This window comes from Glutamicibacter sp. NPDC127525 (assembly GCF_042672105.1).
GTDB lineage: Bacteria > Actinomycetota > Actinomycetes > Actinomycetales > Micrococcaceae > Glutamicibacter.
Window position 1 is genome coordinate 1055058 of sequence record NZ_JBHXVN010000001.1, and the last position, 24851, is coordinate 1079908.

Here is a 24851-nt window from a genome sequence, read left to right on the forward strand (position 1 = left end):
CCGCTCATTGTGGCCGGGGCATTTCCCCGTGACTCCCCCGACAACGCTGGGCCTGATTCAGAACAGGGCGGATTGCTCTTCCCTGAAATCTGCGCAGTTCTCCACGATGGCGACCTCGCGGGTCTTCAGCTCGGCGGCATCCAGCAGGCGCACGGTGGTGCCTTCGCCGCTGTCTGCGAGGATGCTTTGCCCCAGCACGCCGCGGATGCGCAGATTCACGGTGTTCCCGCCCAGCGCGGTATTCCAGGCATGCAGCGCATGGGTATCCCAGGCGTCTACTACCGGGCGGGCGAAGGCCGGTTGTTCCCACAGCTCGTCGCGCAGCTGCACGCCGTAGGTTTCCAAGCCCCGCTGGGCGCCAAGGAAGGACCGGGCCCGGCTTGCCGCTTCGGAGTTGATCTGGTCCAGCTGGGCGTAGTCCAGTTCCCAGCTGGCCAGTCCCTTGATCTTGGACTTCTGCCGGACTTGCTGGCTCAGGCCCACGTGTTCAGTGACAAGGTCTTCGAGCACTCGAATAGCGGCTCCATCAGCGGCGCGGGCAATATAGCGGGCAATGACCGCTCCCTGCTGCGCCAAGCGAGTCCATTTGCTCTGGGTTGAGGTGGTACCGACTTTGGTCGCCCCATGGGCGAAGCTTGCGACATACAAGAAGTGCGGCTGCTCCAGGTACTTGCGCATGCCTTCCGGGGCTTCGCCGGTCTTGTGGAAATGATGCATGAACTTCGAATGATCCAGCCGGCGGCAGCGTTCGCACTGGGTTCCGGTACGCAGCGCTTTGTTCTTCGGGCAAGGCAAGGTGTTGCGAGAGCCATCGCTGTTCATCGTGATGTAGCCCAGGCAGAATTTCAGTTCGCCGATGCGCAAGCTTAGGGAACGGTTGGCTTCCAGATATTCGGTGCTCCATTTTTCCGCTTGCCTAAGCCGGAGCATGGGGGCGCGTTCATGCTCTGAGAAGCTGATGCCGTGGCAGAGCTGCCGGTGGTCGCTGGCGAATTCCATCGATGCCTTCCTCGAAGTTACCTCTTCAACGATAGTTCACCGGACATGGCTAGCTCCTGCAAGGCAGGTTGGCCGGCGCCTGCAGCCCGAAAGTTTGCTGGACGAATTCCCGATTCGTTCTGGCCTAATTCCTAGGAGAAGCCCTTAGGCTGGAACTGCACCGGAACCGTACCGCGGGCCGGGCCATAATCTGCTGAGGTGATCCAGGATTTCTGTCCCATTTGATGACAAGACTCGTGCAGTGGCCATCGCAGCTGCCGAGACCGCCCCTTCGCCGGCCGAGCTGCAGCGATTGACGCAGGCTTTCCGCCATGATTTCCAGCGTTTCATGATGGAGTACCAGTTTGCGGTGGACGAGGTGCTGACCAAGGTCTCGATCTTGCGTGAAGAGTTCTTGTATTTGCACAATTACAATCCAATTGAGCACGTCACTTCCCGGGTGAAAACTCCGGAGAGCATCATGCGCAAGGTCTCCCGCCGGAACATCTCCCCGTCCCTGCCTGCCATTCGCGAGAACATCAGCGACATTGCCGGCGTGCGCATTACCTGCAGTTTCGTCAAGGACATCTACAAGGTTCTGAACACGCTAACCTCGCAGAATGACCTGAAGGTCCTCCAAATCAAGGACTACATCAAGAACCCGAAGCCCAACGGCTATAAAAGTGTCCATGCGATCGTGCAGATCCCGGTCTACTTATCCGATGGCCCGGTCGATGTCGTGGTGGAGCTGCAGATCCGTACCATTGCCCAGGATTTCTGGGCAAGCCTGGAACATAAGATCTTCTACAAGTACGAGGGCGAAGTTCCAGAACATCTAGTGCAAGAGCTTGCCGACGCGGCGGCCATGGCGACGAAACTCGACATGCAGATGCAGCGCTTGCATACCGAAGTCCACGGCCATGATGCCAATCAGGCACCGAGCCAAGAGGCGGATTTCGATACGACAGCGATCCAGGGGCTGCTGTCGCTGGCTCAGCAAGCCAAGGACGGGAACCAGGAGAAGGACTTGGATCACTAGCCGTTCATGCCCTCGAAGGACAATGCTGCTTCGGGGCCGGAAACCAAAAAAGATCCTCGGCCGAGGCCGAGGATCTTTGATTTGGTAGCGGCGCCGGGACTCGATCCCGGGACCTCACGATTATGAGTCGTGCGCTCTAACCAGCTGAGCTACGCCGCCACAAGTGAGAAGCAATCCAGTAGAAGCCAAGAATGCTTCTCACTCAGAGCCCCCTGCCGGAATCGATCCGGCGACCTCGTTCTTACCAAGAACGCGCTCTACCACTGAGCTAAGGGGGCAACGAGTAAATACTCTACACGGATTTCCCGGCAAAGAAAAATCGGCGGATCACCCCGGAAAAGACCCGGAGAATTCTGTAAAACCACTAGTCAATGACTATTTATCCTCTTACTCGCTACCCCGGGGACGAAGGGTGGGACAAAAAGTGCCCTGGTGACGATGCTCACGAGAGTGCTCCTCGCGGTCAATCGCGGATTTGCCATGACGCGCAGGATAGAATCCCGCGGATCATCCCCGGTGGCCAAGCATCGAATTACCCCGCTTGGAACTTCGGAACGCTGACACCCTTTCCCACTCCAGAACCCCTGACCGAGCGGCACTTGGGCAACACCCGATCCACCTAGGCGCCCAGGCACGGCTCCGGTGCCCGGCAGCTGGATCCCGGGCCGTGAACCGGGGTGCTGGAAACCGCCAGGAAGGCAACAGCTCTTTGCCGCCCATTCCGGTCTTGAGTAGGAATATTGTGACCTCAGCAACAAATTCCCGACGGATTTTGCAAACCTCAAAAACCTGTGTAAAGTATTTACCTGTTGCCCCCTTAGCTCAGTGGTAGAGCGCGTTCTTGGTAAGAACGAGGTCGCCGGATCGATTCCGGCAGGGGGCTCGAAATAAGAGAGGCAATCTGGTTCCAGATTGCCTCTCTTTTCGTTTATCCCGCAGATGCCGTGTAGCCACTGCGAGCATGGCCCAAGGCGCACCCCAAGCTGCAGCACCGGCTATCGGCCGCGTCTTGCGCCCCGGATTCCAGGTGCCCCCGGCAAGAGTCTCCGGCCAATGAAAAGCATCCTGGCCCGCCACAGCCGGCCCTTCCCACTTCCTTGATGTCAGGCCCTGACCACTGGGTTTGCGTTTTCTCCTCGCAAGCGTGCTAAGTTGTTCGCGACCACACGGGTGCCCTGGCAAGGGCTGAGATCGGGCTATCGCCGTCCGCGACCGTTGAACCTGTCCGGGTAATGCCGGCGAAGGAAGTGAGTTTCCCCAGTGGAACAAATTGAACAGCACCCTGCCCACACCCTTGCCTACCGTGAATCTGCGGGAATTTCTGTTCCCGTCACGCAGATCCAATTGGCAGACTCCCCCAATGGACAGCCCAACGAGCCGCTGGCGGTATATCGCACCAGCGGACCGGGAAGCGAGCCCACCCAAGGCCTGCAACCCTTCCGCGAGCGGTGGATCCTGGAACGCGGGGACGTGGAAACCTATGCAGGCCGCGAACGCAACCTGCACGACGACGGACGCTCAGCGGTCCGCCGCGGCACGGCCAGCGCGGAATGGGCCGGACGCTCAGCCCCGCCACTGCGGGCCGTTGGCGGAGCCCGCGTGACGCAGATGCACTATGCGCGTGCCGGGATCATCACCCCGGAAATGCGCTATGTGGCCCTGCGCGAGGAATGCGATGTCGAGCTGGTGCGCAGCGAGCTCGCGGCCGGGCGAGCCATCATCCCGGCGAACATCAACCACCCGGAATCCGAGCCGATGATCATCGGCAAGGCGTTCCTGGTCAAGATCAATGCGAATATCGGCAACTCGGCGGTGACCAGCTCCATCGCAGAAGAAGTCTCCAAGCTCCAGTGGGCGGCCAAATGGGGCGCGGACACGGTAATGGACCTGTCCACCGGAGATGACATCCACACCACCCGCGAGTGGATCATCCGCAACTCCCCGGTCCCCATCGGCACCGTGCCGATCTACCAGGCGTTGGAGAAGGTCAACGGCGAAGCCAACGAACTGACCTGGGAGATCTTCCGCGACACCGTCATTGAGCAGTGCGAGCAGGGCGTGGACTACATGACCATCCACGCCGGGGTGCTGCTGCGCTACATCCCGCTGACCGCCAACCGGGTCACCGGCATGGTCTCGCGTGGCGGGTCCATCATGGCCGGCTGGTGCTTGGCGCACCACCAGGAGAATTTCCTGTACACCCACTTCGATCAGCTGTGCGAGATCTTCGCGCAGTACGACGTGGCCTTCTCGCTGGGCGACGGGCTGCGCCCGGGCTCCATCGCAGATGCGAACGACGCCGCCCAGTTCGCCGAGCTGGACACCCTGGCCGAGCTGACCAAGCGCGCCTGGAAGTACGATGTGCAGGTGATGGTCGAAGGCCCGGGGCATATCCCGTTCCATCTGGTGCGCGAGAATGTGGAACGCCAGCAGCAGCTGTGCGACGGGGCGCCGTTCTATACCCTGGGCCCGCTGGTCACCGACATCGCCCCGGGCTACGACCACATCACCAGCGCCATTGGCGCCACGGAGATCGCACGGTACGGGACCGCGATGCTCTGCTACGTCACCCCCAAGGAGCATCTGGGACTGCCCAACCGGGATGATGTGAAGACCGGGGTGATCACCTACAAGATCGCTGCGCACGCCGCCGATCTGGCCAAGGGCCACCCGGGTGCCACAGCGCGGGATGATGCGCTGAGCAAGGCGCGCTTCGAATTCCGCTGGAATGACCAGTTCGCGTTGTCCCTTGACCCGGTCACCGCACAGGAATTCCATGATGAGACCTTGCCGGCCGAGCCGGCCAAGACCGCCCACTTCTGCTCCATGTGCGGGCCGAAGTTCTGCTCCATGCGCATCTCCCAGGATATCCGCGACGAGTACGGCTCGGCCGAGGCGCAGGCCGCATTGGCCGGGATGGCGCAGAAAAGCAGGCAGTTCCTGGAAAGCGGCGGCACGGTCTATCTCGGGGACGGGATCCCGGTGGGAACTCCTGCTCCGTAAATAGCCTGCGGCGCACGAAAAACGCCCTTGGGGCAAGCTTTCGGCTTGCCCCAAGGGCGTTATTCAATGCTGTTCAGCTGCGTGCGACTGGCTTAGTAGTCGCGACGTCCACCGCTGCGGCCCGAATCGCTGAAGCGATCCTTGCCGCCGCGTCCGCCGCCGCCGAAACCGCCACGTCCGCCACTGCGTCCGCCACCGAAACCGCCACGGCCGCCGCTGCGTCCGCCGCCGAAGCCGCCACCACGGCCGCCACGGAAGCCACCGCGGTCGCCTTCGTCGTCGCGACGTGGGCTGCGGCCATTGTCGAGCTCAAGCTCGATGGCCTCGCCGCCGATGCGGGTCTTGGACAGTGCACGCCACTGGTCCTTGCTCAGCTCTGCTGGCAACTCGACCAGGGTGTGGTCCGAACGGATCTCGATGCCGCCGATTTCCGAAGAATCGAAGCCACCCTCGTTGGCCAGTGCGCCAACGATCGAGCCCGGCTGCACGCGGTTGCGGCGGCCAACGGCCAGACGGTACATGGCGTTGCCCTCGGCAGCGGTCTTGCGGGCACGTGGACCGCGATCGCCACGGTCACCGCGGTCGCCACGCTCGCCGCGCTCTGGGCGATCCATGCGCGCCTTCTTCGAAGGGGACATGACTGGTTCGGTCATCAGCAGCGGGCGGCCGCCCTGGGCCATCAGAGCCAGTGCAGCTGCGATTTCCAGCTGGTCCAGGTCTTCGTGCTCGGAAGCGAACTTCTCCACGATTTCGCGGAAGGTGGTCAAGTCCTGGCCGCTGATGGTCTTGTCGATGCGATCGGTGAACTTCTGGATACGACGGTCGTTGACCGAATCCAGCGAAGGCAGCTGCATCTGGGTCACCGGCTGGCGGGTAGCCTTCTCGATGGCACGCAGCAAGTACTTCTCGCGCGGGGTCATGAACAGGATCGCGTCGCCCGAGCGGCCGGCACGGCCGGTACGGCCAATGCGGTGCACGTAGGACTCGGTGTCATGCGGGATGTCGAAGTTGATAACGTGCGAAATGCGCTCAACGTCCAAGCCACGAGCTGCCACGTCGGTAGCAACCAGGATGTCGATCTTGCCCGAGCGCAGGTTCTCAACGGTGCGCTCACGCTGCTGCTGAGGGATGTCGCCGTTGATGGCAGCCGCGGTGAAGCCGCGGGCCTTCAGCTTGTCGGCCAGGTCCTCGGTAGCCATCTTGGTGCGGACGAAGGTGATAACGCCTTCGAACGACTCGGATTCCAGGATGCGGGTCATGGCGTCCAGCTTGTGGGCGCCCATGACCTGCAGGTAGCGCTGGGTGATGTTGGTGCCGGTGGACTGCTTGGACTTCACGGCAACTTCCTGCGGGTTGCGCAGGTATTCCGAAGCGATGCGGCGGATGGTGCGTGGCATGGTTGCCGAGAACAGGGCAACCTGCTTGTCCTCTGGGGTAGCTTCCAAGATCTTGTCGACCTCCTCGGCGAAGCCCATGCGCAGCATTTCGTCGGCCTCATCAAGGACAACGTACTGCAGGTTCGACAGGTCCAAGGAACCCTTGTTGATGTGGTCGATAACGCGACCTGGGGTACCAACGACTACCTGGGCGCCACGGCGCAAGCCGTTGAGCTGCGGGCCGTATGGCGAGCCGCCGTACACTGGCAGAACGGTGAAGTTCGGCAGGTACTTGGCGTAGGAAGTGAAGGCTTCGGCGACCTGGAGGGCCAGCTCGCGGGTTGGAGCCAGAACCAGGATCTGCGGGGTCTTGGCTGGACCATTGGTGTCAGCCAGCTCTGCCATGCGGGACAGGGCAGGAAGCGCGAAAGCAGCGGTCTTGCCGGTACCGGTCTGGGCCAGGCCGACAACGTCGCGGCCTTCGAGAAGCAGTGGAATGGTCGCTGCCTGGATTGGCGATGGCTTTTCGTAGCCAAGGTCGGCAAGCGATGCAAGCACGCGGGCATCCAGGCCAAGTTCGGAGAAGAGCACGGTTGGCTCTTCCGGGGTCTGGTTGTCGTCGGTGTTTACGGGCATGTCAGAAGACACGAAGAATTACCTCATTCGTTAGGGGATAGGCCTTGGCCGTCCCCAAAGAAACGACGTATAGGCTGCACAGTCAGATACAAGTCACGCTCATCAAGCGCTCCCCTATGACATAAAGACCCGCACACACTTTGCGGAAAATACAACACGAGAAGGCTCCGGCCTCAAAAATTGGGCTGGATGCGAGAGGGATACCCTGATGTTCGCGAACACTTAATGCTAGCTTGAACAGGCCACTATTGTCAGTGTCGAGAGCGTGTGAGATCGGGCACCGCACCGAAGCACGTAGGGTTGAGAACGTGAAGAAACCACTTTTTCCGCGACGTCCAGATGAGCCCACCCCAGGCGGATTGTTCATCGCCCAAATGCTATGGCTCCTAGCCGGAGTGCTTTTTCTCGGCTTCGGAGGCTTCCTGGCTTACGAGCATATCCAGGATTCCGCGCTGGATTTCGGAGCCATTGCGCTGATGATCTTTTTCGCCGCTGCCGGCCTTGCCTGCTGTGTGCTGGGTTACCGCTTATTCACCGGAGATCGGGCCGCGCGCGCCCAGCTGTCCTGGTTGGGCCTGATTACCGCGCTGCCGCTGTTGCTGCGATTCGGCCGCTATTCGCTGCTGGCGGCCATCATCATGTTCAGCGTGGCCTTGATGTGGATGCCAGCGAGCAACAGGTATTTCAAGATCGTCGACCCCAAACCGGCCAAGCGCCGCCGGTAGCCGACCCGGAACTTCGTTCAAAGCACCAAGGACCTGGGTTCCGTTGCCCTTTGCGGGCAGCGGAACCCAGGTCCTTTGCGCTTGGTTCTCACAGGTTGGCGAAGGCCTTCTCCAGGTCTTCAATCAAATCCGCAGGGTCCTCGATGCCAACGGACAGGCGCAACAGGTTCACCGGAACCGCCAGCTCGGTACCCTTCACCGAAGCGTGGGTCATCTCCGACGGGTAGTTCATCAGCGATTCGATGCCGCCCAGGGATTCTGCCAAGGTGAATAGCTTGGTGCTCTCGGCAATCTTGCGGGCCGCCGATTCTCCGCCGGTGAACTGGACGGACACCATGCCGCCGAAGCCTGACATCTGCTTCTTGGCAATCTCGTGGCCCGGGTGGTCTTCGAAGCCCGGGTAGAGCACGCGCTCGACTTCGCTGCGCTCACGCAGCCACCCGGCAACCTGTGCGGCGTTCTCCGAGTGGGCGCGCATGCGAACGCCCAGGGTCTTCAGGCCGCGGGTGGTCAAGAAGGCGTCCATCGGGCCCGAGACGGCACCCACAGCGAACTGGATGAAGCCGATCTTTTCTGCCAGCTGCGCATCCTTGACGATCACCGCACCGCCCACCACATCGGAGTGGCCGCCGATGTACTTGGTGGTCGAGTGGACCACGATGTCAGCACCCAGGGTCAGCGGCTGCTGCAGGAATGGGCTGGCGAAGGTGTTGTCCACGACCAGCAATGCGCCGGCAGCATGGGCGATTTCAGCGACCTTGGCGATGTCGGTGATGGTCATCATCGGGTTCGAAGGGGTTTCAACCCACACCAGCTTGGCCTTGTTCTTTTCGATAGCGGCAGCCAGGGCTGCTTCGTCAGCCATGTTCACCGGGGTGTTGCCGATGCCCCAGTCGCCCAGCACGCGGTCAATCAGGCGGAAGGTTCCACCGTAGGCGTCGTTGCCCAGCACAATGTGATCGCCCGGACGCAGGATCGCACGGATCAGCGAGTCCTCGGCGGCCAGGCCGGAGCCGAAGGAGAAGGCGTGGGTGCCGAATTCTGCGCCGGCCAGCTGCGCCTGCAGCGCGTCGCGGGTCGGGTTGGTGCCGCGGCCGTACTCGTAGCCGTTGCGCAGGCCGCCAATGCCGTCCTGCGCGTAGGTCGAGGAGAAGTGCAGCGGCGGAACTACCGCGCCGGTGACCGGTTCGAATTCCTGGCCCGCATGGACAAAGCGGGTGTTTGCTCCCTGGTGGTTTTCAGTCATCGATATCAATCCTTTGAGGTGTTGTCTCTAGCGGGTGGAGTAGGCCAAGAGATCGGCTGCGGTAGCCGCGGCGATCACTTCGCCGCCCTTGGTCAGCAGTACGGCCGGGTGGCTCTTGAGCAGTTCCTGTGCATGTTCCGGGGTGTCTGCGGTGCCGATGAATGGCTTGGCCAAGTCGCCCAGGTCTGCCAGCGTACTGGTTGGTTCTGCGCCAGCCAGCAGTGCGTCGGTGATGTCCCCCGCGCCAATGACACCGCGGATCTCGCCGATACGCGCTGGCAGCGGCGAAGTGGACACGACCAGTGCGTCATCGCCCTGCTCGCGCAGTGCCTTGGCCGCTTCGGCCAGGGTGGTATCCAAAGCCACCGTGGTGGTGCCCTGCTTGGCAAGTGCCGCGCCGATGAAGTCCAAGGCGGAGTATTCATCGGTGGTGAAGCCCTGGTCCAGCATCCACTGGTCGTTGAAGATCTTGGCCAGGTAGCCGCGACCGCCATCCGGGGCGATCACGACAACTACGTCGTCTTCGCCCAGGTCCTTGGCTGCACGCAGCGCGGCGACCACTGCCATGCCCGAAGAACCGCCCAGCAGCAGGCCTTCTTCCTTGGCCAACCGGCGGGTCATTTCAAAAGCCTCAGCGTCGGTGACTGGTTCCACGGCATCCGGCACGGATGGGTCGTAGTTCCCTGGCCACATGTCTTCGCCGACGCCCTCGACGAAGTACGGGCGTCCGGTGCCACCGGAGTAGACCGAGCCATCCGGGTCAGCGGCAATGATCTTGACCGGGCCCGAGGCGCGGCCGGCGGAAACCTGCTTGAGGTAGCGTCCGGTGCCGGTGATGGTGCCGCCGGTTCCTGCGCTGATGACCGCATGCGTCAGCTTGCCGTCGGTGTCGTTCCAGATTTCCGGTCCGGTGGTTTCGAAGTGGCTGTCAGGTGCTGCCGGGTTGGAGAACTGGTCGGGCTTGTAGGCGCCGTCGATCTCGGTAACCAGGCGGTCCGATACGCCGTAGTAGGACTGAGGGGAATCCGGGGCCACCGCGGTTGGGGTGACTACTACCTTGGCACCGTAGGCGCGCAGTACATCGCGCTTTTCCTCGCCGACCTTATCCGGGGTGACGAAGATGGTGTTGTAGCCCTTGAGCTGGCCCACCATGGCCAAGCCGACACCGGTGTTGCCGCTGGTTGGTTCCACGATGGTTCCGCCGGGCTTGAGCTGGCCGGATTCTTCGGCGCGCTCGACCATCTTCAATGCGATGCGGTCCTTGATGGAACCACCCGGATTCAAGTATTCAAGCTTCACCAATACAGTGGCTTTGATCCCCTCGGTGACTCGATTGAGCTTCACCAAAGGGGTATTGCCGATCAGATCTAGGACTGTGGACGCATACTTCATGTCAAGAACTTTACCGGCGGTTGTCATACATGTCGTTCCGGCACGTAGCGAAACGTCACGCAGTGGACGGGCACTTTTCATCAGTGCTAGGCAAGCCTGCCGCAAGCTACTGCAGGCACGAGGCTATAGGATGCGATTCATGGAGAAGCCGTTGAGCGCCGATTACGATCCGCACCGCCCCGTGTCCTTGCTCAAGACTTTGGGAATCCTGCGCCGGGGACTGGGAGATCCGACCATCCGCCTGTCCCAGAGCGAAGCATGGCTGGCCTTTGGAACACCGTTCGGAGATGCCACGCTGCAAATCAGCAAGCCCGCGCCCACCGCCCCGGCAACGTTTCGAGCATGGGGTCCCGGAGCCCACTGGGCCATCGGCTCAGCGCCGAACCTTCTAGGGGCGCTCGATGACTGGAGCGATTTCGACGCGAGGATCAAAGAAGGGCAGTTCCCCGAAATTATCGCGCGCACCCGCTCGTTGCATCCGGACTTCGTTCTGCCCAGCACCGGCAGGATCTTTGAGCACGCCGCCGGGGCGATCTTGGAACAGCGGGTGACCGGGATTGAAGCGAATTATTCCTGGCGCTGGCTGATCCGCCATTTGGGACAGCGGGCTCCGGGTCCGGCTCCCGAGGGCCTGATGATTTTCCCCGGACCGCAAAAGCTAGCCTCGATGAGGCGCTGGGACTGGCAAAAGGCGCGCGTTGAAGGACAGCGGGCTAACACCATGGCACGCCTGCTGCAGGTTGCCGGCAGTTTGCAGTGGTGGGCCGAGAAGCCAATGGACCATGCACGGCCCACCGCCAAGGCTCCGGGCACCTTGGAAGCCGCCTTGGGTTCGGTGCCGGGCATTGGTCCCTGGACAATTGCCGAAACCCTGCAGCGCTCCCACGGATCCAGTGACCATATTTCGGTGGGAGATTTCCATCTGGCTGATTTCGTGGGCCAGGTGCTTACCGGTTCCCGAATCAGCGATGGGCAGATGCTGGAGCTATTGGCGCCATACGCCCCGCACCGTCAACGCGTAGTGCGCTTGCTGGTGCTTTCGGGGCAGAAAAAACAAAGCTTCGGGCCCCGTTACGCACCGCTGGATCACCGGCGGAGGTAAGGAGCCCGAAGCCTCTAATGGTTCTTAGGAATCAGCCTGCGCGGCTTCCTCGGCGATCTGTTTGTGCACTTCGCTCATGTCAATGCCCTTGACCGCGGTGACGAGATCTTCGAGCTGGGTCTGGTTCAACGCACCAGCCTGCGAGAATACGAGGACCTGTTCGCGGAACGCCATGATGGTAGGAATCGAGGTCACGTTAGCTGCACGTGCCAGGCCCTGCTCAGCTTCGGTATCCACCTTGGCAAAAACGACGTCGCTGAACTTGTCCGAGGTCTGGTCGTAAACCGGTGCAAACTGCTTGCACGGCCCGCACCAGTCGGCCCAGAAGTCCACGAGGACGATGTCGTTGTCTTCAATCAACTTCGCGAAGTCGTCTTCGCTCACATTTTTCGTTGCCATGGTTATACGGTAGCCGATCCTTATTTGAAATACGTAGAAAGGTGATCTTGTTCGGAACCGGGAATAGGAAAGATCCGGGTTGCCGTGCATTCCTTCCGCATGCAAAAAACTCCCGGATCCTGGGATCCGGGAGTTATTTTGTGGCAGATACTGGATTCGAACCAGTGAAGGCGTTGCCAGCTGATTTACAGTCAGCCCCCTTTGGCCACTCGGGTAATCTGCCGAGTACGTTCGCTTCAAGAACATTTGCTCTTGTCGGAACGAGAAATAACTCTACAGGAGTTTTTCGATGTTGTGAAATCGAGAGGGGCATTTTTGCTGTAAGCCTGATCACACCCCAAATCCAGGGGGCAAAACCGGTAGGCTATGAAGCGAATCAGACCCGTTTCAACTAGGAGTATTCACATGGCTAGTGATTCCACATTCGACGTCGTAAGCAAGGTTGATAGCCAGGAAGTCGCCAACGCGATGAACCAGGCCCAGAAGGAAATTGCCCAGCGCTACGACTTCAAGGGCGTTGGCGCTGAAGTTGATTTCAGCGGCGAGAAAATCCTGATGAAGGCCAACTCGGAAGAGCGCGTCAACGCAGTACTGGATGTTTTCCAGTCCAAGCTGGTCAAGCGCGGCATTTCCCTGAAGTCATTGGATGCCGGCGAGCCATTTGCATCCGGCAAGGAATACCGCATCGAGGCAAGCATCAAGGAGGGCATTGCCCAGGATGTCGCCAAGAAGATCAACAAGCTGATTCGCGATGAGGCGCCTAAGGGCATCAAGTCAACCATTCAGGGTGACGAGCTGCGCGTCTCTTCCAAGTCCCGCGATGACCTGCAGGCCACCATGGCTCTGCTGCGCGACTTCGAAGAAGCGGATCTGCAGTTCGTGAACTTCCGCTAGGACTGACCCAGCGTTAGAAATCACGTGATACACAGCGAGGGCTGTTTCCCATTCATCATGGGAAGCAGCCCTCGCTGCTATTCTGCGCACCACTGGAGCATGGACCCGGGAAGGATCAGCGCTCATCCTCGTCGCGTTTCTGCCTCTTCAGCCACTTTGCTTCTTCGCGGGCTTTCCTCGCGTAGTACTGTTCACGAGTCCTTTCCCTGGCCCGCCGCTTGATATCAGCAACATCATCAGCGAAGTGGTCCTTGGTCATGGCTTTGAATTCATGGAACTTCGCGGCCATTTCTTCCGGCGAAGGGCCCGGCACCCATGGTTTGATCCAGAGGATCTCAGCGGCGTTGCATGCGGCAACGAGCACTGTCACAAAACTGCTGTCACGCAATGAGCTGGTAACCGCATAGGACGCAGCAAAGCTGACCATGATGGACACCACGAATGGAAGGACGACGTACAGCACTCCCCCGGGGTTGGGACGGCGTTCTTTCAGGACAATCGGTCGAACGATGATGGCGCCGAGGATTTCCGAGAGGAGATACGAGATCGCCAGCGCGATAGCGAATGTGCCGAAAGCAGTGTCGAGGGCGATCCATGATGAGCAAATCCAGGCCACAAGCAGGCAAGCCAATCCTTTGACCGTTCCGGTGGCCAGTTGACCGGATATGGCATCCCCAAGCCTGGGCAGAAGGGCCGCGTCGTCGTCTCGCATCCTTGCTCCTTGCTCCTTGCTCCTTGCTCCATCATCAGACGGCAGAGAGTCTTCTCTTCGGTGCCGCTACGATCAGCCTATCTTTGCTTGACTAGGACAGACAAAGATCTTCGCCTCATCCTTTAGTAGGAGGGTAGATAACTAACAGTTCAACGGGAAAGGCCCGAAACAAGCTAAAGGCCGCATCTCCATATGAGATGCGGCCTTTAGCCCAGGAGCCGCTTTGCACTTAGTATCCGCGTCCGCCAGCCATCGCTTCAAGCCGTGCGATGCGATCCTCCATTGGCGGGTGAGTGGAGAACATGCGCTTGAGGCGCGAGCCGAATGGATTGGCGATCATCAGGTGCGAGCTGTTGACCAGCTTCTGGTCATTGGAAGCCAGCGGAGCCTGCGTAATCCCCGATTCCAGTTTCCGAAGCGCGCTCGCCAAAGCCAGCGGATCATTGGTCAGCTTGGCTCCGTCCTCGTCTGCATCATATTCGCGGGTGCGGCTCACGGCCATCTGGATGATCGACGCTGCCAGTGGCGCCAGCAGGGAAAGGGCAATCAAGGCGATCGGATTCACCCCGCGGTTGTCATTGCTGTTGCCGCCGCCGAAGAACATCAGGAACTGGGCAACGGAGGTGATGACACCCGCAACCGCGGCGGCGACCGAAGAAGTGAGGATGTCCCGGTTGTAGACATGCATCAGCTCGTGGCCCAGCACCCCGCGCAATTCGCGTTCGTTCAGCAACTGCAGGATGCCTTCGGTGCAGCACACCGCCGAATTCTGCGGGTTGCGGCCGGTGGCAAAGGCGTTCGGCGAAGTGGTTGGCGAAACGTACAGTCGCGGCATCGGCTGCTGCGCGTTCATCGACAGCTCACGCACGATTCGGTACATTCCCGGCTGTTCCGCTTCGCTGACCGGGTAGGCGTGCATCGAGCGCAGAGCCAGCTTGTCGCTATTCCAATAGCTGTAGGCAGTAGTTCCGAGGCCGATCAAGGCAAATATCCAAATGAACATTGAACGGCCGGTGCCCGCGGATATCAGCGAGCCAATGGCCAGCAGCAGGGCAAACATTCCGCCCATCAAAAAGGCGGTTTTGAGTCCGTTGTTATGTCCATGCACGGCGATGCACTCCCTCAATGAAGCAAACCAAGTTGGTGTTCTCTAGTCTAGTCAACGACTGGAATTCCATTTATGTTCCGGTGAAAATATCACAGTGCCATGTGGAATGGCAGGCACCGCCGGCCCAGGGGAATATCCAGACGGCGGGAACGTTGTAGTTTTAAGATGCGGTTCCACAACTTGTTTCCCGGTGGGCCGCTCCCTTGATCCATTTTGTTTCTGAAAGTGTGCGCCCTGCATGTCCGTAAGTACCGCTAAACCGATCCGTTCAGAACATAGCTACGGACTGATCCAAGGCACCGCCGCGTACCTGATTTGGGGCATGCTCCCGGCTTACTTCCTGTTGCTGCCTGACATCTCGGCCTTCGAGTTCGTTGGCGTTCGCGTGATCTTCTCGCTGGTTTTCTGCCTGCTGCTGCTGGCGTTCACGCGCCAGGTCAAGCAGTTCCTTGCGATGTTCAAGGATTCCAAGACCATCTGGCAGTTGGGACTGGCTAGTCTTCTGATTGCAGCTAACTGGACTCTCTATGCACTGGCGGTCTTGACCGGACATGTGCTGGAAGCCTCGCTGGGCTACTTCATCAACCCGATTGTGGCGATTCTTCTGGGTGTTGTCGTCCTGAAAGAAAAATTGCGTCGGCTGCAATGGATCGCTGTTGCCATAGCCACCGTTGCTGTACTCGTCTTGACGATCGGCTTGGGACAGGTCCCTTGGATTTCCCTCGGTTTGGCTTTCTCCTTTGGCTTCTATGGCCTGGTGAAGAACAAAGTGGGCCAAAGCGGAACTGCGCTGGGGTCCTTGACCATCGAAACCGTCTGGCTGACCCCGTTGGCCATCGGCTATCTGGTCTGGCTGGCCGCTGACGGGAAGTCTGCGCTGTTCTCGGCTGATGTTCCTGGCCTCTCGCTTTTGGCAGCGAGCGGCATCATCACCGCCGTTCCGCTCTTGCTCTTCGGGGGCGCGGCTCGCCGCCTGCCTTTGAGCACCTTGGGCTCATTGCAATTCCTCGCCCCGCTCTTGCAGTTCATCCTGGGCCTGCTGGTCTTTGGCGAGCACATGCCATTCGAACGCTGGGTTGGTTTCGCCTTGGTATGGGTTGCGGTGCTCTTCGTGCTCGTGGACATGATGCGAACTCCACGCATTGGCTCCATGCCGGAACCGAAAAAGTTGGTCTGAACGCCCGGTTGCACTCACCGCCGATACGGCGAATGCCTCGAATCTCCCGCGGGAGGTTCGAGGCATTCGCCGTTTAGGGCCTGTTTTGAGCTACTTAGGCAACAGCCTTGCGGATTGCGTCTTCCAGTACGTTGAACGCATCTTCGAGCAGCTCGTCGCCGATCACCAGCGGCGGCAAGAGGCGAACCACGTTGCCGTAGGTGCCGCAGGTGAGGATCAAGACGCCCTGGGCCAGGCATTCGGTTGCGATGGCCTTGGTCAGCTCGGCATCCGGCTCCTTGCCACCAGCCTTGACGAATTCCATTGCAACCATGCCGCCGCGGCCACGGATGTCGCCCAGTTCCTTGATGTCCTTCTGCAGCGCACCGAAGCGGGTGAAGAACTTCTCTTCGATCTCGCGGGCGCGGCCCGCCAAGTCCTGCTCTTCCATGAACTTGATGGATTCCAGTGCCGCGGCCACAGCAACCGGGTTGCCGCCGTAGGTGCCGCCCAGACCGCCACCGTGCACCGAGTCCAGCAGGTCGGCACGGCCGATAATGCCAGACAGCGGCATGCCGCCGGCGATGCCCTTGGCCAAGGTGATGATGTCAGGCTCAATGCCTTCGATGTCCGAGGCGAACCAAGCACCGGAGCGTGCGAAGCCTGCCTGGACTTCGTCAGCAACGAAGACAATGCCGTTTTCCTTGGCCCATTCGGCGATGCGCGGCAGGAAGCCGGTGGCCGGAACGATGAAGCCGCCCTCGCCCTGGATCGGCTCGATGATGATCGCAGCGATCTGGTCGCCGCCGATCTGCTTCTCCATGGCCAGGATCGCGCGCTCGGCTGCTTCCTTGCCGAAGATGTTCGGGTTCTCTTCGCGGTATGGGTAGCTCATTGGCATGCGGTAGATCTCCGGTGCCAGTGGGCCGAAGCCGCGCTTGTATGGGGCGGCCTTGGCGGTCAAGCCCATGGTGAGGTTGGTGCGGCCGTGGTAGGCGTGGTCGAAGGCGACGACTGCCTGGCGGCCGGTGGCAATGCGGGCTACCTTGATGGCGTTCTCTACCGCTTCGGCACCGGAGTTGAAGAAGACTGCACGCTTCTCGAAGTTGCCCGGAGTGATGGCAGCCAGCTTCTCGGCCAGCTCGATGTAGTTCTCGTACGGAGCGACCATGAAGCAGGTGTGGGTGAAGCGCGCGGCCTGTTCGGCGACGGCTTTGGCTACTGCCTGATTCGAGGCGCCAATGGTCGTGACGGCGATGCCGGAGCCCAGGTCGATGAGCTGGTTGCCATCGACATCGACAATGATGCCGCCATCAACCTCGGCCGCGTACACAGGCAGGCTGGAAGCTACACCGGCAGCAACTGCCTTGGCTCGGCGTGCGGCCAGTTCCTGCGACTTCGGGCCGGGGAACGGACCATTGATCGTGCGCTTCTGTTCAATGCGGTAGGTAACGTCCATGTGCTTGTCCTTCCAGAACTTATGAGTGAGCTCTCTGGCCCAGTTTTCTCTATAACTAGAGAGTATTCTCCTGAGCTCCAAGCGACTACGCGGATCGGCACAACACATTTCGTGTCGCATAGTGCATCTGCACAGGAAAAGGCCTCTTCGCTTCAAGCCGGAACTTGAAGCCAAGAGGCCTTCAATCTTGATGCAGTCTACAGGTTCTAATTGCCTGCCGAGCCAGCAGGCTCGATCACATCGTCATCGTGCTTTTCAGGATGGCGATTCAGGCTGATCAAGGCGATGGCCAGGCCTCCCCAAATGGTCAGCATGGAGATAATCATGAAGACAATCGCTATAGGACTCATGGCTAGTATTCCTTCCTGGACACTTCAGGGACTTCTTCTGCCTCGACGTTCGCACGATGCTGATCGAACTCGGGGTCGCTTTTCTTGGACTTCTTGCTCCAAGGGACCAGGGACAGCAGGACCGCGCCGACAATCAATGCCCCGGCCATGCCCCAACCGAAGATCCCGAGGAACCAAACAGGGTAGTCCTCATAGGGAGTTGCAAGCTTGGTCTGGATTTCATTGATCAGCATGTAGCCCAAGACAGCTGGGCCCACGCCGCCGACCAGGACCATCCAGCCGGTACCCAGCTTGATGGAGCTGTGGCGGTTCAAGTGCTTGGCCAGCTTAGGCAGCATGCCCAGGCCTGCACCGAAGACGATCACGATCACCAGTGCGCAAGCGAGAATGCCGAACTGGTTCACGAACGCATCCATGGTGTCCAGCAAATACAATCCAGTGGTGGTTGGGAACAAGATCATGGAGATCAATGCCACTGGAACGACAACAACCAGGGTGGCCGACTGGCGCTTCCAGCCCAGCTTGTCCTGGAAAGCCGCAACAATCACCTCGAGGATCGAGATCAACGAGGTAATGCCGGCAAAGACCAGCGAACCGAAGAACAGCACGCCGATGACGCCGCCCAAGGGAGCCTGCGAAACGATGGTCGGGAAGGCGATGAAGGCCAGGCCGATTCCGCTGGTTGCCACTTCGTCGACGGAGCTGCCGGCGTTGTACGCCATGAACCCCAGAGCCGCGAAGACGCCGATGCCGGCGAGCAGCTCGAAGCTGGAGTTGGCGAAAGCTACAACGTAGCCCGAACCGGTGAGGTCGCTCTTGCGCTTCATGTAGGACGAGTAGGTCACCATGATGCCGAAGGCCACCGACAGCGAGAAGAAGATATGGCCGAATGCCGCTGCCCACACCGAAGGATTCGACAGCGCCTCGAAGTTCGGCGTGAAGAAGGTATTCAAGCCGTCCACAGCACCTGGCAGGAAGACCGACTGGATAACGAGGATCAGGAACATCACGATCAGCAAAGGCATGAAGATCGCGTTGGCCCGCGAAATGCCCTTGTTCACGCCGGCAACCATGATCACGATGGCGATCAGCCAAACGCACAGCATCGGGAAGAAGACGCTGCCGACGAAGTCGAACCCGACGGTGACATCGTCCGCGACCTGCAGGAAGTCGCCCATGAAGAATCCGGCAGCCCCGTCCGGGTTCTTATCCCACGCCTTGGTGACCGAGAACCAGCAGTACATCGCGGCCCACGCAATGATGGCCGCGTAGTAGATGGCGATGATGAAGCAGACCAGCACCTGCCACCAGCCCAGGGCCTCGGCCTTGCGGTTGGCCCGGCGGTATGCCAGCGGAGCAGAGCCGCGGTAGCGGTGGCCGATGGAGTAGTCGAGGAACAGCAACGGAATGCCGGCGCAGAGAATTGCGACCAGATATGGGATCAAGAATGCGCCGCCGCCGTTTTCGTAGGCGACGTAAGGGAAACGCCAGATGTTTCCCAGACCAACGGCCGAACCAATCGCTGAAAGGATGAACAACTTTCGGGAGCTGAAAGTTTCACGCTTCTCGGTTGCGAGTGGAGCGCCCTGTGATGAAGATGGAGTGCTCATGTGTCTAAGCTACTGCAAAATTTTCACATTGTGGTCATTTTTCGAGGTCGCGTGTCCATATTTTGAGCAATTTGCTGAATCGGGAACTTTTCGCCATCCCTCTAGAATGGCTACATGGCAATTAGTTTACGCGGTCTTCTGGAACATGACGAGCTCGACCTTCGACCGCTGACTGAACACACTCATCGCGATGGCATGGTCATCACCTGGGGTGCGGTGACCGAGCTGCTTGACCCGTCGCAGTTCCTCACCGGGCGAGAAATCGTGTTGACCACCGGGGTGCGCCAGAAGACCAAGGCCGCACAGCGGCAGTTCGTCAAAGTCCTTGCGGCCAACGATGCCGTAGCCCTGGGTTTCGGCACAGGCCTGGAACACGCCTCAGTCCCGCAAGCGACGGTTGAAGCGGCCCGCGAAGTAGGGCTTCCGGTCTTCGAGGTGCCCTATCAGATACCCTTTGCCGCAATTACCCGGCTGATCGCCGAAGCACTGAATTCCGACCACCTCAAGCGTGTTGAAAGCCTGCTGAAATCCCACCAGAAGCTGGCCCAGACACTGCTTTCCTCGGATCTGGACAGCATGCTCGAGGAACTCGAGCGAATGCTCGGCACCCAGGTAACGCTGACCCTGCACGGCGAAGTGATCAGCGGGGACTATGATCCTGCACGTTCCTGGAATGAACGACCGGTGGCCACGGGTCTGCGTGATAAGTGCACCCTGCATATTGCAGAACCCTATGTCCACCATCCAGTGGTCGATTACGCGCAGTCGCTGATCGGGCTGGAACTGGCTAATAAATCCCGTCTGCGCGCCTCGCAGCGCCAGGCCAACGGCCAGGTGCTGGAGGACCTCGCCACTGGAGCCCTGGTTGGCGCCGATGCCGCTGGCCGGCTGGGGGCACTCGGCTTGAATACCCAGCGTGAGCACTCGGTCATCCTGGTGCAGGCTCCAGCACAGGTCGAGCGCTTGCAAACCCTGCCGCTGCCCGCCGATCTGTCCTCGCAGGTCTCAGCCATCATAGATGGCCGCCTGGCGATCATTGTCGCGCACAGCAAGCTGCAGCTGTCCATCAAGCACCTCGACGAGTATCTGCTCGCTGCCGGCCTTCCGGCTCGGGTGGGCTACGGCGGGCGCTACCCGAATACCACCGGCATCCGCTGGAGCTACTTCGAGGCCCTGGAGTCCCTGCGCCACGGAGAGCGGGTCAACGAACCCACCAAGCTTTCTCTCACCTCGCTCCTGCTCGCCGCCCACGATGTTCCGCTGCAGGATTTGGCCATCGAAGCCCTGGGCCCGCTGCAGGAATTCGACGCCTCCCACGATTCTGACCTATTGCTGACCTTGCGTGAATACCTCAACCGCGATGGCTCGGTGGGGGCCGTGGCCGAGTCCTTGGGCCTGCATCGCAACACAGTGCGCTACCGGATCCAGCAAATTTCAGATCTCTCGGGCTACGACCCGAATGTGACTAGCGACCGAGTCCAGCTCTGGATCGCGTTGAGTGCCCTTGAGCTGGGCTAATCTCGATAGGATAAAGACATGGCAGACATGTTTCTAGAGAAGTTCTGTTCCCTGGTTCCCAAGTACTTGGAAGACCAGTGGAACGAAGCCGATGGCTTGAGCGCCGAAGAATTGCGCGAAGGGCTGGCGCAGTCAGAGGTCTCAATTCCATTTGTCCTTGAAGAGTTCTATCGTGCTCTGGGCAACAATGAGGATTTCATGGAGGCCTACCACTACTTCTTCGACCCTGAAGAACTGGAAATCGAAGACGGCTACCTCCTGTTCCTGGAAGATGAGGAAGAGAAGTTCGTGTGGGGCTTCAAGGCATCCCAGCTCGATGTTCCGGATCCAATCGTCTACCGCCGCAGCAATGCCAAGGGAAAATGGACCAGCGAGGAAGGCACCTTCAGCGAATTCACCCTGGACATGTACACCTGGGTGTTTGAAGAGCTGGCCGCCGAATTGGAGGACTAGTGCTCCACCGTTCCCATGAACCAGCCAACTACCAGTGTCCCTTCTGCGAGCTGGTCAACGACCAGCCTTTCAGCCAGGACAACTTGTGCGCGCCCACGGATCTGATCTACCAGACAGATCTGGTGGCAGCAATCATGGCTTGTGATGGGTTCGGTAATTACGGCGGGCACGTGATGATCATTCCGACCGCGCATCTGGAAGCGCTCTACGATCTGGATGAGCAGACCGGCGCCGCGATCATGCGGGAGACCAAGCGCGTTGCCCTGGCGATGAAGCTCGCCTGGAATCCCGAGGGCACGAGCACGCGGCAGCACAATGAGCCTGCGGGCAATCAGCATGTTTGGCATTACCATCAGCACGTTTTCCCGCGCTACGCCGATGACGAGCTCTATCGGCAGCTGCGCCACCGGGTATCGATCCAGGATCGGGCCAGCAAAGCGCAGCAGCTGCGCCAAGCGCTCTTTTCCCCCGAGCATCCGCAGCCGCTGGTCCCGGAGAACATCGTCCGATAAGCACGAGGGCATGACGCTGGCGCGAGCGGGCCCCGGGAACGAGAATTCGTTGCCGGGGCCGGCTTGCCACTTATGGGAGACCTCAGGCATTTTCCGCTCAGCACTACGGCCATGCTCCCGGTCTACAGAAATATCATCATTGAGGCGGTACTGCATCTGACAGGGCCCTCATAAGATGAACACATGAATCCCCTGGTCCCGAATACCTACGAACTGATTATTTTCTACATCATCCCGGCCCTTGTGGCCATTGGCCTGGTCATTCTCGCCGTCAGATTCTTTACCGCCAGCAAGAATCGTCCTGGGAGTAAAGCGTCGACCGACGACGGGCAGAACTGCAACGACCAGCTCTAGCAGGGATCTGGCAGCCGCCCTGGGCAAAACAGAACCCCGGAAGACCTTTGCAGTCTTCCGGGGTTTTGTCTGTTCAAGCTTGCCTAGGCTTCGCGGGTAACAACCGCATCCGCGAAGGAAATCAGCGCCTGCTTCACGGTGCCCTCGGGCAGTGGAGCCAAGACGGCAATCGCGTCATCGGCCCACTGGCGTGCGGCCTTCCATGCATCATGGATTGCCTGGTGCGAGGTGACAGCTTCCACAGCGGCCGCCAGTGCTTCATCGGTGGCCAGATCCGCATCAACCAGTTCGATAGCCTTCTGCGCTTGCGCGTCGCCCTCGGCTGCTGCCTGGCGCAGCAGCAGAATTGGCAAGGTCGGCACGCCTTCACGCAAATCGGTGCCCGGAGTCTTGCCCGAGTCGGCTTCCGTGGATGCCAAGTCGATCACGTCATCGGCGACCTGGAAGGCAACGCCAACCTTTTCGCCATACTCGCGCAGTACCTCAATGTACTGCGGGGCGCCACCGAAACGGGCGCCGAAGGCTCCGGAGGTGGAGAGCAGCGACGCGGTCTTGTCGCTGATTACCTGGATGTGGTGCTCGATGGCATCGTCGCCCTCGCGCGGACCGATGGATTCATGCAGCTGTCCGAGGCACAAGCGCTCGAAGGTGCGCGACTGCCACATGACTGCTTCTGGGCCCAGCTCGGATCCGAAGACCGATGCACGGGCGAAGATCAGGTCGCCGGCGAGAATCGCCACCGAGTTGCCCCACACCTCGTGAGCTGTTGGCGCACCGCGGCGCATTGGAGCAGAGTCCATGACGTCATCGTGGTACAGGGTTGCCAGGTGGGTGAGTTCCACGACGGCGGCGGCCTTGATGACATCGTCATTCACGCCGTCGCCGAGCAGGGAAGTCAGCAGCACCAGCAAGGGACGCACTCGCTTGCCTCCGGCCTCAACGAGGTGGCGGCTGGATGCGTCGATCAAGGGGTCGGAGTTGGCCAGCGCGTCGCGGAGCAGCTTCTCCACCTTCGCCATGCCGATGGAAATAGCCGGACCGAAGTCCGGGTCCTCGGCCAGCAAAGCGAAGCCCGAGGGAAGATTGATGGCCGCAGCTAATGCAGCGGTTTCAGGATTCAGCTCAATCGAGTCGGACACGTCGTGTCCGGCTGCGGTCCAGTTGCTCTTCGAATCAGTCACTGTTCTACGGCTTACTTATCTTTCATCGGGTTGGCCATCGCGGTATGCGAAGGCAATCTGCCTGCAAGATGCACGCAAACATCTCTTCACTCTAGCCGATGCTTTCCACTGCACATTGCTGGCATGGCCAGACCGGGCATACCGGTCTGGTACCAGCGACCTAGGAGGTCGTTTTAGAGTTTACCGGGTTCCCCCGGCACTTCTCACCAGACCCGGCCGATCTCACAGGGGTGACCACGGACACCCGCAAGCCTTTTCCCCCGGCATTGCGCGGTAGGCTTAGCCTTATCATGTCTGCAGATTCGCCCGTTCTTAGCGCCAGCGCTCATCAGCCGTCGGCTCCTGTTCTCACCAGCATCACCTTTGAATACCTTGATGCCCCCGAAACACTAGTTGCCGACTCATTGCGTCACCGAAGCTTGGTCTGGACCCGCAACGGCCACGGTCTGGTTGGCTTTGGCACTGCGGCCCGCTTGCACACCCACGGCGAAGAGCGCTTTGCACGTGCCCGCGCCTGGCTGGCACAGATCATCGAACAGGCACAGATCATTGACCCGATCGCCCGCCCCGGCAGCGGCCTGGTGTCCTTCGGATCTTTTGCCTTCTCCTTCACCAGCGTCTTCGAATCGCGCATGGTGATCCCGCAGCTGGTGATTGGCCGCGATGAGGAAAAGTCCTGGATTACCATCACCGGCAGCGCAGAGGAACTCGACGGGCTGACCTACCAGCAGGCCTTGGCCCGCGCCGAAGCCGCGATGGCCGATGCGTCGTTGCCGGCGGGCGAACCGGGCAGCATTGAACTGACCAGCGGACAGCTGACCGCCGGTTCCTATCTTGATGCCGTGGATCAGGCGCTGGGCCGCTTCGAGGAACGCGGAATTTCCAAGCTGGTGCTGGCCCGCGACGTGTTGGCGCACAGTTCCACCCCGATCAATCTTGCCCGCGTGGTCGATGCGCTGACCGAGCACTATGGCAATTGCTGGACCTATTCAGTTGACGGCCTGGTAGGCGCTACCCCGGAGATGCTGGTGCGCGTTACCGACGGCTTGGCCGAGGCCCGCGTATTAGCTGGCACGCTCGACCGCGCGGCTGCTGGCGCCGAGGACCCCGGATTCGCACACCGCAACCTCTTTGAAGATCCGAAGCAGCGCAACGAGCACCAGCTGGCCATAGATTCGCTCACGGCTTCCCTGAATCCCATTTCGCACGGCATGAGCGCGCCGGAAGAACCTTTTATTCTGCAGCTTCCCAATGTTTGGCATTTGGCCAGCGACGTACGCGCCCAGTTGCGCGCCGATGCCGCCGGGGTTCTGCCTACCGCTCTGGATGTTGCCGAGATTTTCCATCCGACCGCTGCAGTGTGCGGCACGCCGACCAAGAAGGCTGGCGTGCTCTTGCGCGAGCTGGAAGGCATGGACCGCGGACCGTATGCCGGCCCCGTGGGCTGGGTTGACAGCCGTGGCGATGGCGAATTCGGCATCGCGCTGCGTGGCGGAATCCTGGAAGACGAAAAGCTGATGCGCCTGTACGCGGGCTGCGGCATTGTTCCGGGATCGGTGCCCGAGGATGAACTAGCCGAATCATGGGCGAAGATGCGTCCCATGCGCCAAGCCCTCGGAGCCGAGTAGGCGCAGGCTGCGCAGCGGAT

At 60.3% G+C, this 24851-nt stretch carries 22 protein-coding genes, 4 tRNA genes and 1 riboswitch; of the genes, 12 read left to right on the top strand and 14 right to left on the bottom strand.

What is annotated here, in order from left to right; all coding sequences use genetic code 11:
• Positions 1–57: 57 nt before the first annotated feature.
• On the bottom strand, positions 58–999 hold the full coding sequence (locus tag ACFVHU_RS04955; RefSeq protein ID WP_332727213.1) for a DUF2797 domain-containing protein: 942 nt from the start codon (positions 997–999) through the stop codon (positions 58–60).
• A 241-nt stretch (positions 1000–1240) separates the two neighbouring features.
• Here ACFVHU_RS04955 and ACFVHU_RS04960 point away from each other — a divergent pair, with 241 nt between their 5' ends.
• Complete coding sequence (locus ACFVHU_RS04960; RefSeq protein WP_286134123.1) at positions 1241–2017, top strand: GTP pyrophosphokinase family protein; 777 nt, start codon at positions 1241–1243, stop codon at positions 2015–2017.
• Positions 2018–2099: 82 nt separating this feature from the next.
• On the opposite strand, the gene ACFVHU_RS04965 is transcribed toward ACFVHU_RS04960, so the two are convergent.
• Positions 2100–2176: transfer RNA gene (locus ACFVHU_RS04965), tRNA-Met, on the bottom strand.
• 47 nt (positions 2177–2223) lie between these two features.
• Positions 2224–2295: transfer RNA gene (locus tag ACFVHU_RS04970), tRNA-Thr, on the bottom strand.
• Positions 2296–2828: 533 nt separating this feature from the next.
• Between ACFVHU_RS04970 and ACFVHU_RS04975 the strand changes: the two genes are divergently transcribed.
• Together ACFVHU_RS04975 and thiC are read left to right on the top strand one after the other, a co-directional pair.
• A tRNA-Thr gene (locus tag ACFVHU_RS04975) sits at positions 2829–2900 on the top strand.
• Positions 2901–3173: 273 nt separating this feature from the next.
• Positions 3174–3281, top strand: a riboswitch (TPP riboswitch).
• On the top strand, positions 3278–5020 hold the full coding sequence (gene thiC, locus ACFVHU_RS04980; protein ID WP_332594905.1) for a phosphomethylpyrimidine synthase ThiC: 1743 nt from the start codon (positions 3278–3280) through the stop codon (positions 5018–5020). It overlaps the preceding riboswitch by 4 nt.
• 92 nt (positions 5021–5112) lie before the next feature.
• Here the strand turns inward: thiC and ACFVHU_RS04985 are convergent, their stop codons facing one another.
• Positions 5113–7032, bottom strand: a complete 1920-nt coding sequence (locus ACFVHU_RS04985) for a DEAD/DEAH box helicase (RefSeq protein WP_388022972.1) — start codon at positions 7030–7032, stop codon at positions 5113–5115.
• Between the two features lie 308 nt (positions 7033–7340).
• On the opposite strand from ACFVHU_RS04985, the gene ACFVHU_RS04990 reads away from it, so the two are divergent.
• Entirely contained in the window at positions 7341–7757 is a 417-nt protein-coding gene (locus ACFVHU_RS04990; protein WP_133833604.1) for a hypothetical protein, read from the top strand.
• An 88-nt stretch (positions 7758–7845) separates the two neighbouring features.
• On the opposite strand, the gene ACFVHU_RS04995 is transcribed toward ACFVHU_RS04990, so the two are convergent.
• On the bottom strand, positions 7846–9003 hold the full coding sequence (locus ACFVHU_RS04995; RefSeq protein WP_388022777.1) for a cystathionine gamma-synthase: 1158 nt from the start codon (positions 9001–9003) through the stop codon (positions 7846–7848).
• Between the two features lie 27 nt (positions 9004–9030).
• Positions 9031–10395: a pyridoxal-phosphate dependent enzyme gene (locus tag ACFVHU_RS05000; protein WP_332498254.1), complete on the bottom strand. Its 1365-nt coding sequence runs from the start codon at positions 10393–10395 to the stop codon at positions 9031–9033.
• A 139-nt stretch (positions 10396–10534) separates the two neighbouring features.
• Between ACFVHU_RS05000 and ACFVHU_RS05005 the strand changes: the two genes are divergently transcribed.
• Positions 10535–11497 carry a DNA-3-methyladenine glycosylase family protein gene (locus ACFVHU_RS05005; RefSeq protein ID WP_388022780.1) on the top strand — a complete coding sequence of 321 codons (963 nt, stop codon included), beginning with the start codon at positions 10535–10537 and terminating at the stop codon, positions 11495–11497.
• 24 nt (positions 11498–11521) lie between these two features.
• On the opposite strand, the gene trxA is transcribed toward ACFVHU_RS05005, so the two are convergent.
• Positions 11522–11896 carry a thioredoxin gene (gene trxA / locus ACFVHU_RS05010; protein ID WP_105656896.1) on the bottom strand — a complete coding sequence of 125 codons (375 nt, stop codon included), beginning with the start codon at positions 11894–11896 and terminating at the stop codon, positions 11522–11524.
• A gap of 141 nt (positions 11897–12037) precedes the next feature.
• Positions 12038–12119 (bottom strand) — tRNA-Tyr (locus ACFVHU_RS05015).
• A gap of 182 nt (positions 12120–12301) precedes the next feature.
• Here ACFVHU_RS05015 and ACFVHU_RS05020 point away from each other — a divergent pair.
• Positions 12302–12790, top strand: coding sequence for a YajQ family cyclic di-GMP-binding protein (locus ACFVHU_RS05020; protein ID WP_105656897.1), 489 nt, complete (start codon positions 12302–12304; stop codon positions 12788–12790).
• A 115-nt stretch (positions 12791–12905) separates the two neighbouring features.
• On the opposite strand, the gene ACFVHU_RS05025 is transcribed toward ACFVHU_RS05020, so the two are convergent.
• Both ACFVHU_RS05025 and htpX read right to left on the bottom strand, forming a co-directional pair.
• Entirely contained in the window at positions 12906–13502 is a 597-nt protein-coding gene (locus tag ACFVHU_RS05025) for a hypothetical protein (RefSeq protein WP_388022785.1), read from the bottom strand.
• A gap of 229 nt (positions 13503–13731) precedes the next feature.
• Positions 13732–14610, bottom strand: coding sequence for a zinc metalloprotease HtpX (gene htpX / locus ACFVHU_RS05030; RefSeq protein ID WP_105656899.1), 879 nt, complete (start codon positions 14608–14610; stop codon positions 13732–13734).
• Between the two features lie 238 nt (positions 14611–14848).
• Here htpX and rarD point away from each other — a divergent pair, with 238 nt between their 5' ends.
• Entirely contained in the window at positions 14849–15787 is a 939-nt protein-coding gene (rarD, locus tag ACFVHU_RS05035; protein ID WP_388022789.1) for an EamA family transporter RarD, read from the top strand.
• A gap of 94 nt (positions 15788–15881) precedes the next feature.
• Here rarD and gabT read toward each other — a convergent pair whose 3' ends face one another.
• The 3 genes from gabT to ACFVHU_RS05050 form a co-directional block, all read right to left on the bottom strand.
• Positions 15882–17225: a 4-aminobutyrate--2-oxoglutarate transaminase gene (gabT, locus tag ACFVHU_RS05040; protein ID WP_388022792.1), complete on the bottom strand. Its 1344-nt coding sequence runs from the start codon at positions 17223–17225 to the stop codon at positions 15882–15884.
• Between the two features lie 206 nt (positions 17226–17431).
• Entirely contained in the window at positions 17432–17575 is a 144-nt protein-coding gene (locus ACFVHU_RS05045) for a methionine/alanine import family NSS transporter small subunit (RefSeq protein WP_332487043.1), read from the bottom strand.
• Between the two features lie 2 nt (positions 17576–17577).
• The gene (locus tag ACFVHU_RS05050) at positions 17578–19185 is read right to left on the bottom strand and encodes a sodium-dependent transporter (protein WP_388022795.1); all 1608 of its coding nucleotides are present in this window, start codon (positions 19183–19185) and stop codon (positions 17578–17580) included.
• A gap of 114 nt (positions 19186–19299) precedes the next feature.
• Here ACFVHU_RS05050 and ACFVHU_RS05055 point away from each other — a divergent pair, with 114 nt between their 5' ends.
• The 4 genes from ACFVHU_RS05055 (at position 19300) to ACFVHU_RS05070 (ending at position 22022) form a co-directional block, all read left to right on the top strand.
• A complete protein-coding gene (locus ACFVHU_RS05055) occupies positions 19300–20703 on the top strand; it encodes a PucR family transcriptional regulator (protein WP_388022798.1) in 1404 nt (467 codons plus the stop codon).
• Positions 20704–20721: 18 nt separating this feature from the next.
• Positions 20722–21156: a hypothetical protein gene (locus tag ACFVHU_RS05060; protein ID WP_105656905.1), complete on the top strand. Its 435-nt coding sequence runs from the start codon at positions 20722–20724 to the stop codon at positions 21154–21156.
• Positions 21156–21668 (top strand): HIT family protein, encoded by a 513-nt coding sequence (locus tag ACFVHU_RS05065; protein ID WP_388022801.1) that lies wholly within the window; start codon positions 21156–21158, stop codon positions 21666–21668. The genes ACFVHU_RS05060 and ACFVHU_RS05065 overlap by 1 nt, the downstream gene beginning before the upstream one ends.
• Before the next feature lie 183 nt (positions 21669–21851).
• A complete protein-coding gene (locus ACFVHU_RS05070) occupies positions 21852–22022 on the top strand; it encodes a hypothetical protein (RefSeq protein WP_166650716.1) in 171 nt (56 codons plus the stop codon).
• A gap of 83 nt (positions 22023–22105) precedes the next feature.
• Here the strand turns inward: ACFVHU_RS05070 and ACFVHU_RS05075 are convergent, their stop codons facing one another.
• Positions 22106–23203: a polyprenyl synthetase family protein gene (locus tag ACFVHU_RS05075; protein WP_388022804.1), complete on the bottom strand. Its 1098-nt coding sequence runs from the start codon at positions 23201–23203 to the stop codon at positions 22106–22108.
• 290 nt (positions 23204–23493) lie between these two features.
• Here ACFVHU_RS05075 and ACFVHU_RS05080 point away from each other — a divergent pair, with 290 nt between their 5' ends.
• The gene (locus tag ACFVHU_RS05080) at positions 23494–24831 is read left to right on the top strand and encodes an isochorismate synthase MenF (RefSeq protein WP_388022807.1); all 1338 of its coding nucleotides are present in this window, start codon (positions 23494–23496) and stop codon (positions 24829–24831) included.
• The last annotated feature ends 20 nt before the right edge of the window (positions 24832–24851 follow it).

Coding starts and splice junctions, on each gene's coding strand:
- ACFVHU_RS04955 (WP_332727213.1), bottom strand. CDS start 999: ATGGAATTCGCCAGCGACCACCGGCAGCTCTGCCACGGCATCAGCTTC.
- ACFVHU_RS04985 (WP_388022972.1), bottom strand. CDS start 7,032: ATGCCCGTAAACACCGACGACAACCAGACCCCGGAAGAGCCAACCGTG.
- ACFVHU_RS04995 (WP_388022777.1), bottom strand. CDS start 9,003: ATGACTGAAAACCACCAGGGAGCAAACACCCGCTTTGTCCATGCGGGC.
- ACFVHU_RS05000 (WP_332498254.1), bottom strand. CDS start 10,395: ATGAAGTATGCGTCCACAGTCCTAGATCTGATCGGCAATACCCCTTTG.
- ACFVHU_RS05005 (WP_388022780.1), top strand. CDS start 10,535: ATGGAGAAGCCGTTGAGCGCCGATTACGATCCGCACCGCCCCGTGTCC.
- trxA (WP_105656896.1), bottom strand. CDS start 11,896: ATGGCAACGAAAAATGTGAGCGAAGACGACTTCGCGAAGTTGATTGAA.
- ACFVHU_RS05020 (WP_105656897.1), top strand. CDS start 12,302: ATGGCTAGTGATTCCACATTCGACGTCGTAAGCAAGGTTGATAGCCAG.
- ACFVHU_RS05025 (WP_388022785.1), bottom strand. CDS start 13,502: ATGCGAGACGACGACGCGGCCCTTCTGCCCAGGCTTGGGGATGCCATA.
- rarD (WP_388022789.1), top strand. CDS start 14,849: ATGTCCGTAAGTACCGCTAAACCGATCCGTTCAGAACATAGCTACGGA.
- gabT (WP_388022792.1), bottom strand. CDS start 17,225: ATGGACGTTACCTACCGCATTGAACAGAAGCGCACGATCAATGGTCCG.
- ACFVHU_RS05045 (WP_332487043.1), bottom strand. CDS start 17,575: ATGAGTCCTATAGCGATTGTCTTCATGATTATCTCCATGCTGACCATT.
- ACFVHU_RS05050 (WP_388022795.1), bottom strand. CDS start 19,185: ATGAGCACTCCATCTTCATCACAGGGCGCTCCACTCGCAACCGAGAAG.
- ACFVHU_RS05055 (WP_388022798.1), top strand. CDS start 19,300: ATGGCAATTAGTTTACGCGGTCTTCTGGAACATGACGAGCTCGACCTT.
- ACFVHU_RS05060 (WP_105656905.1), top strand. CDS start 20,722: ATGGCAGACATGTTTCTAGAGAAGTTCTGTTCCCTGGTTCCCAAGTAC.
- ACFVHU_RS05070 (WP_166650716.1), top strand. CDS start 21,852: ATGAATCCCCTGGTCCCGAATACCTACGAACTGATTATTTTCTACATC.
- ACFVHU_RS05080 (WP_388022807.1), top strand. CDS start 23,494: ATGTCTGCAGATTCGCCCGTTCTTAGCGCCAGCGCTCATCAGCCGTCG.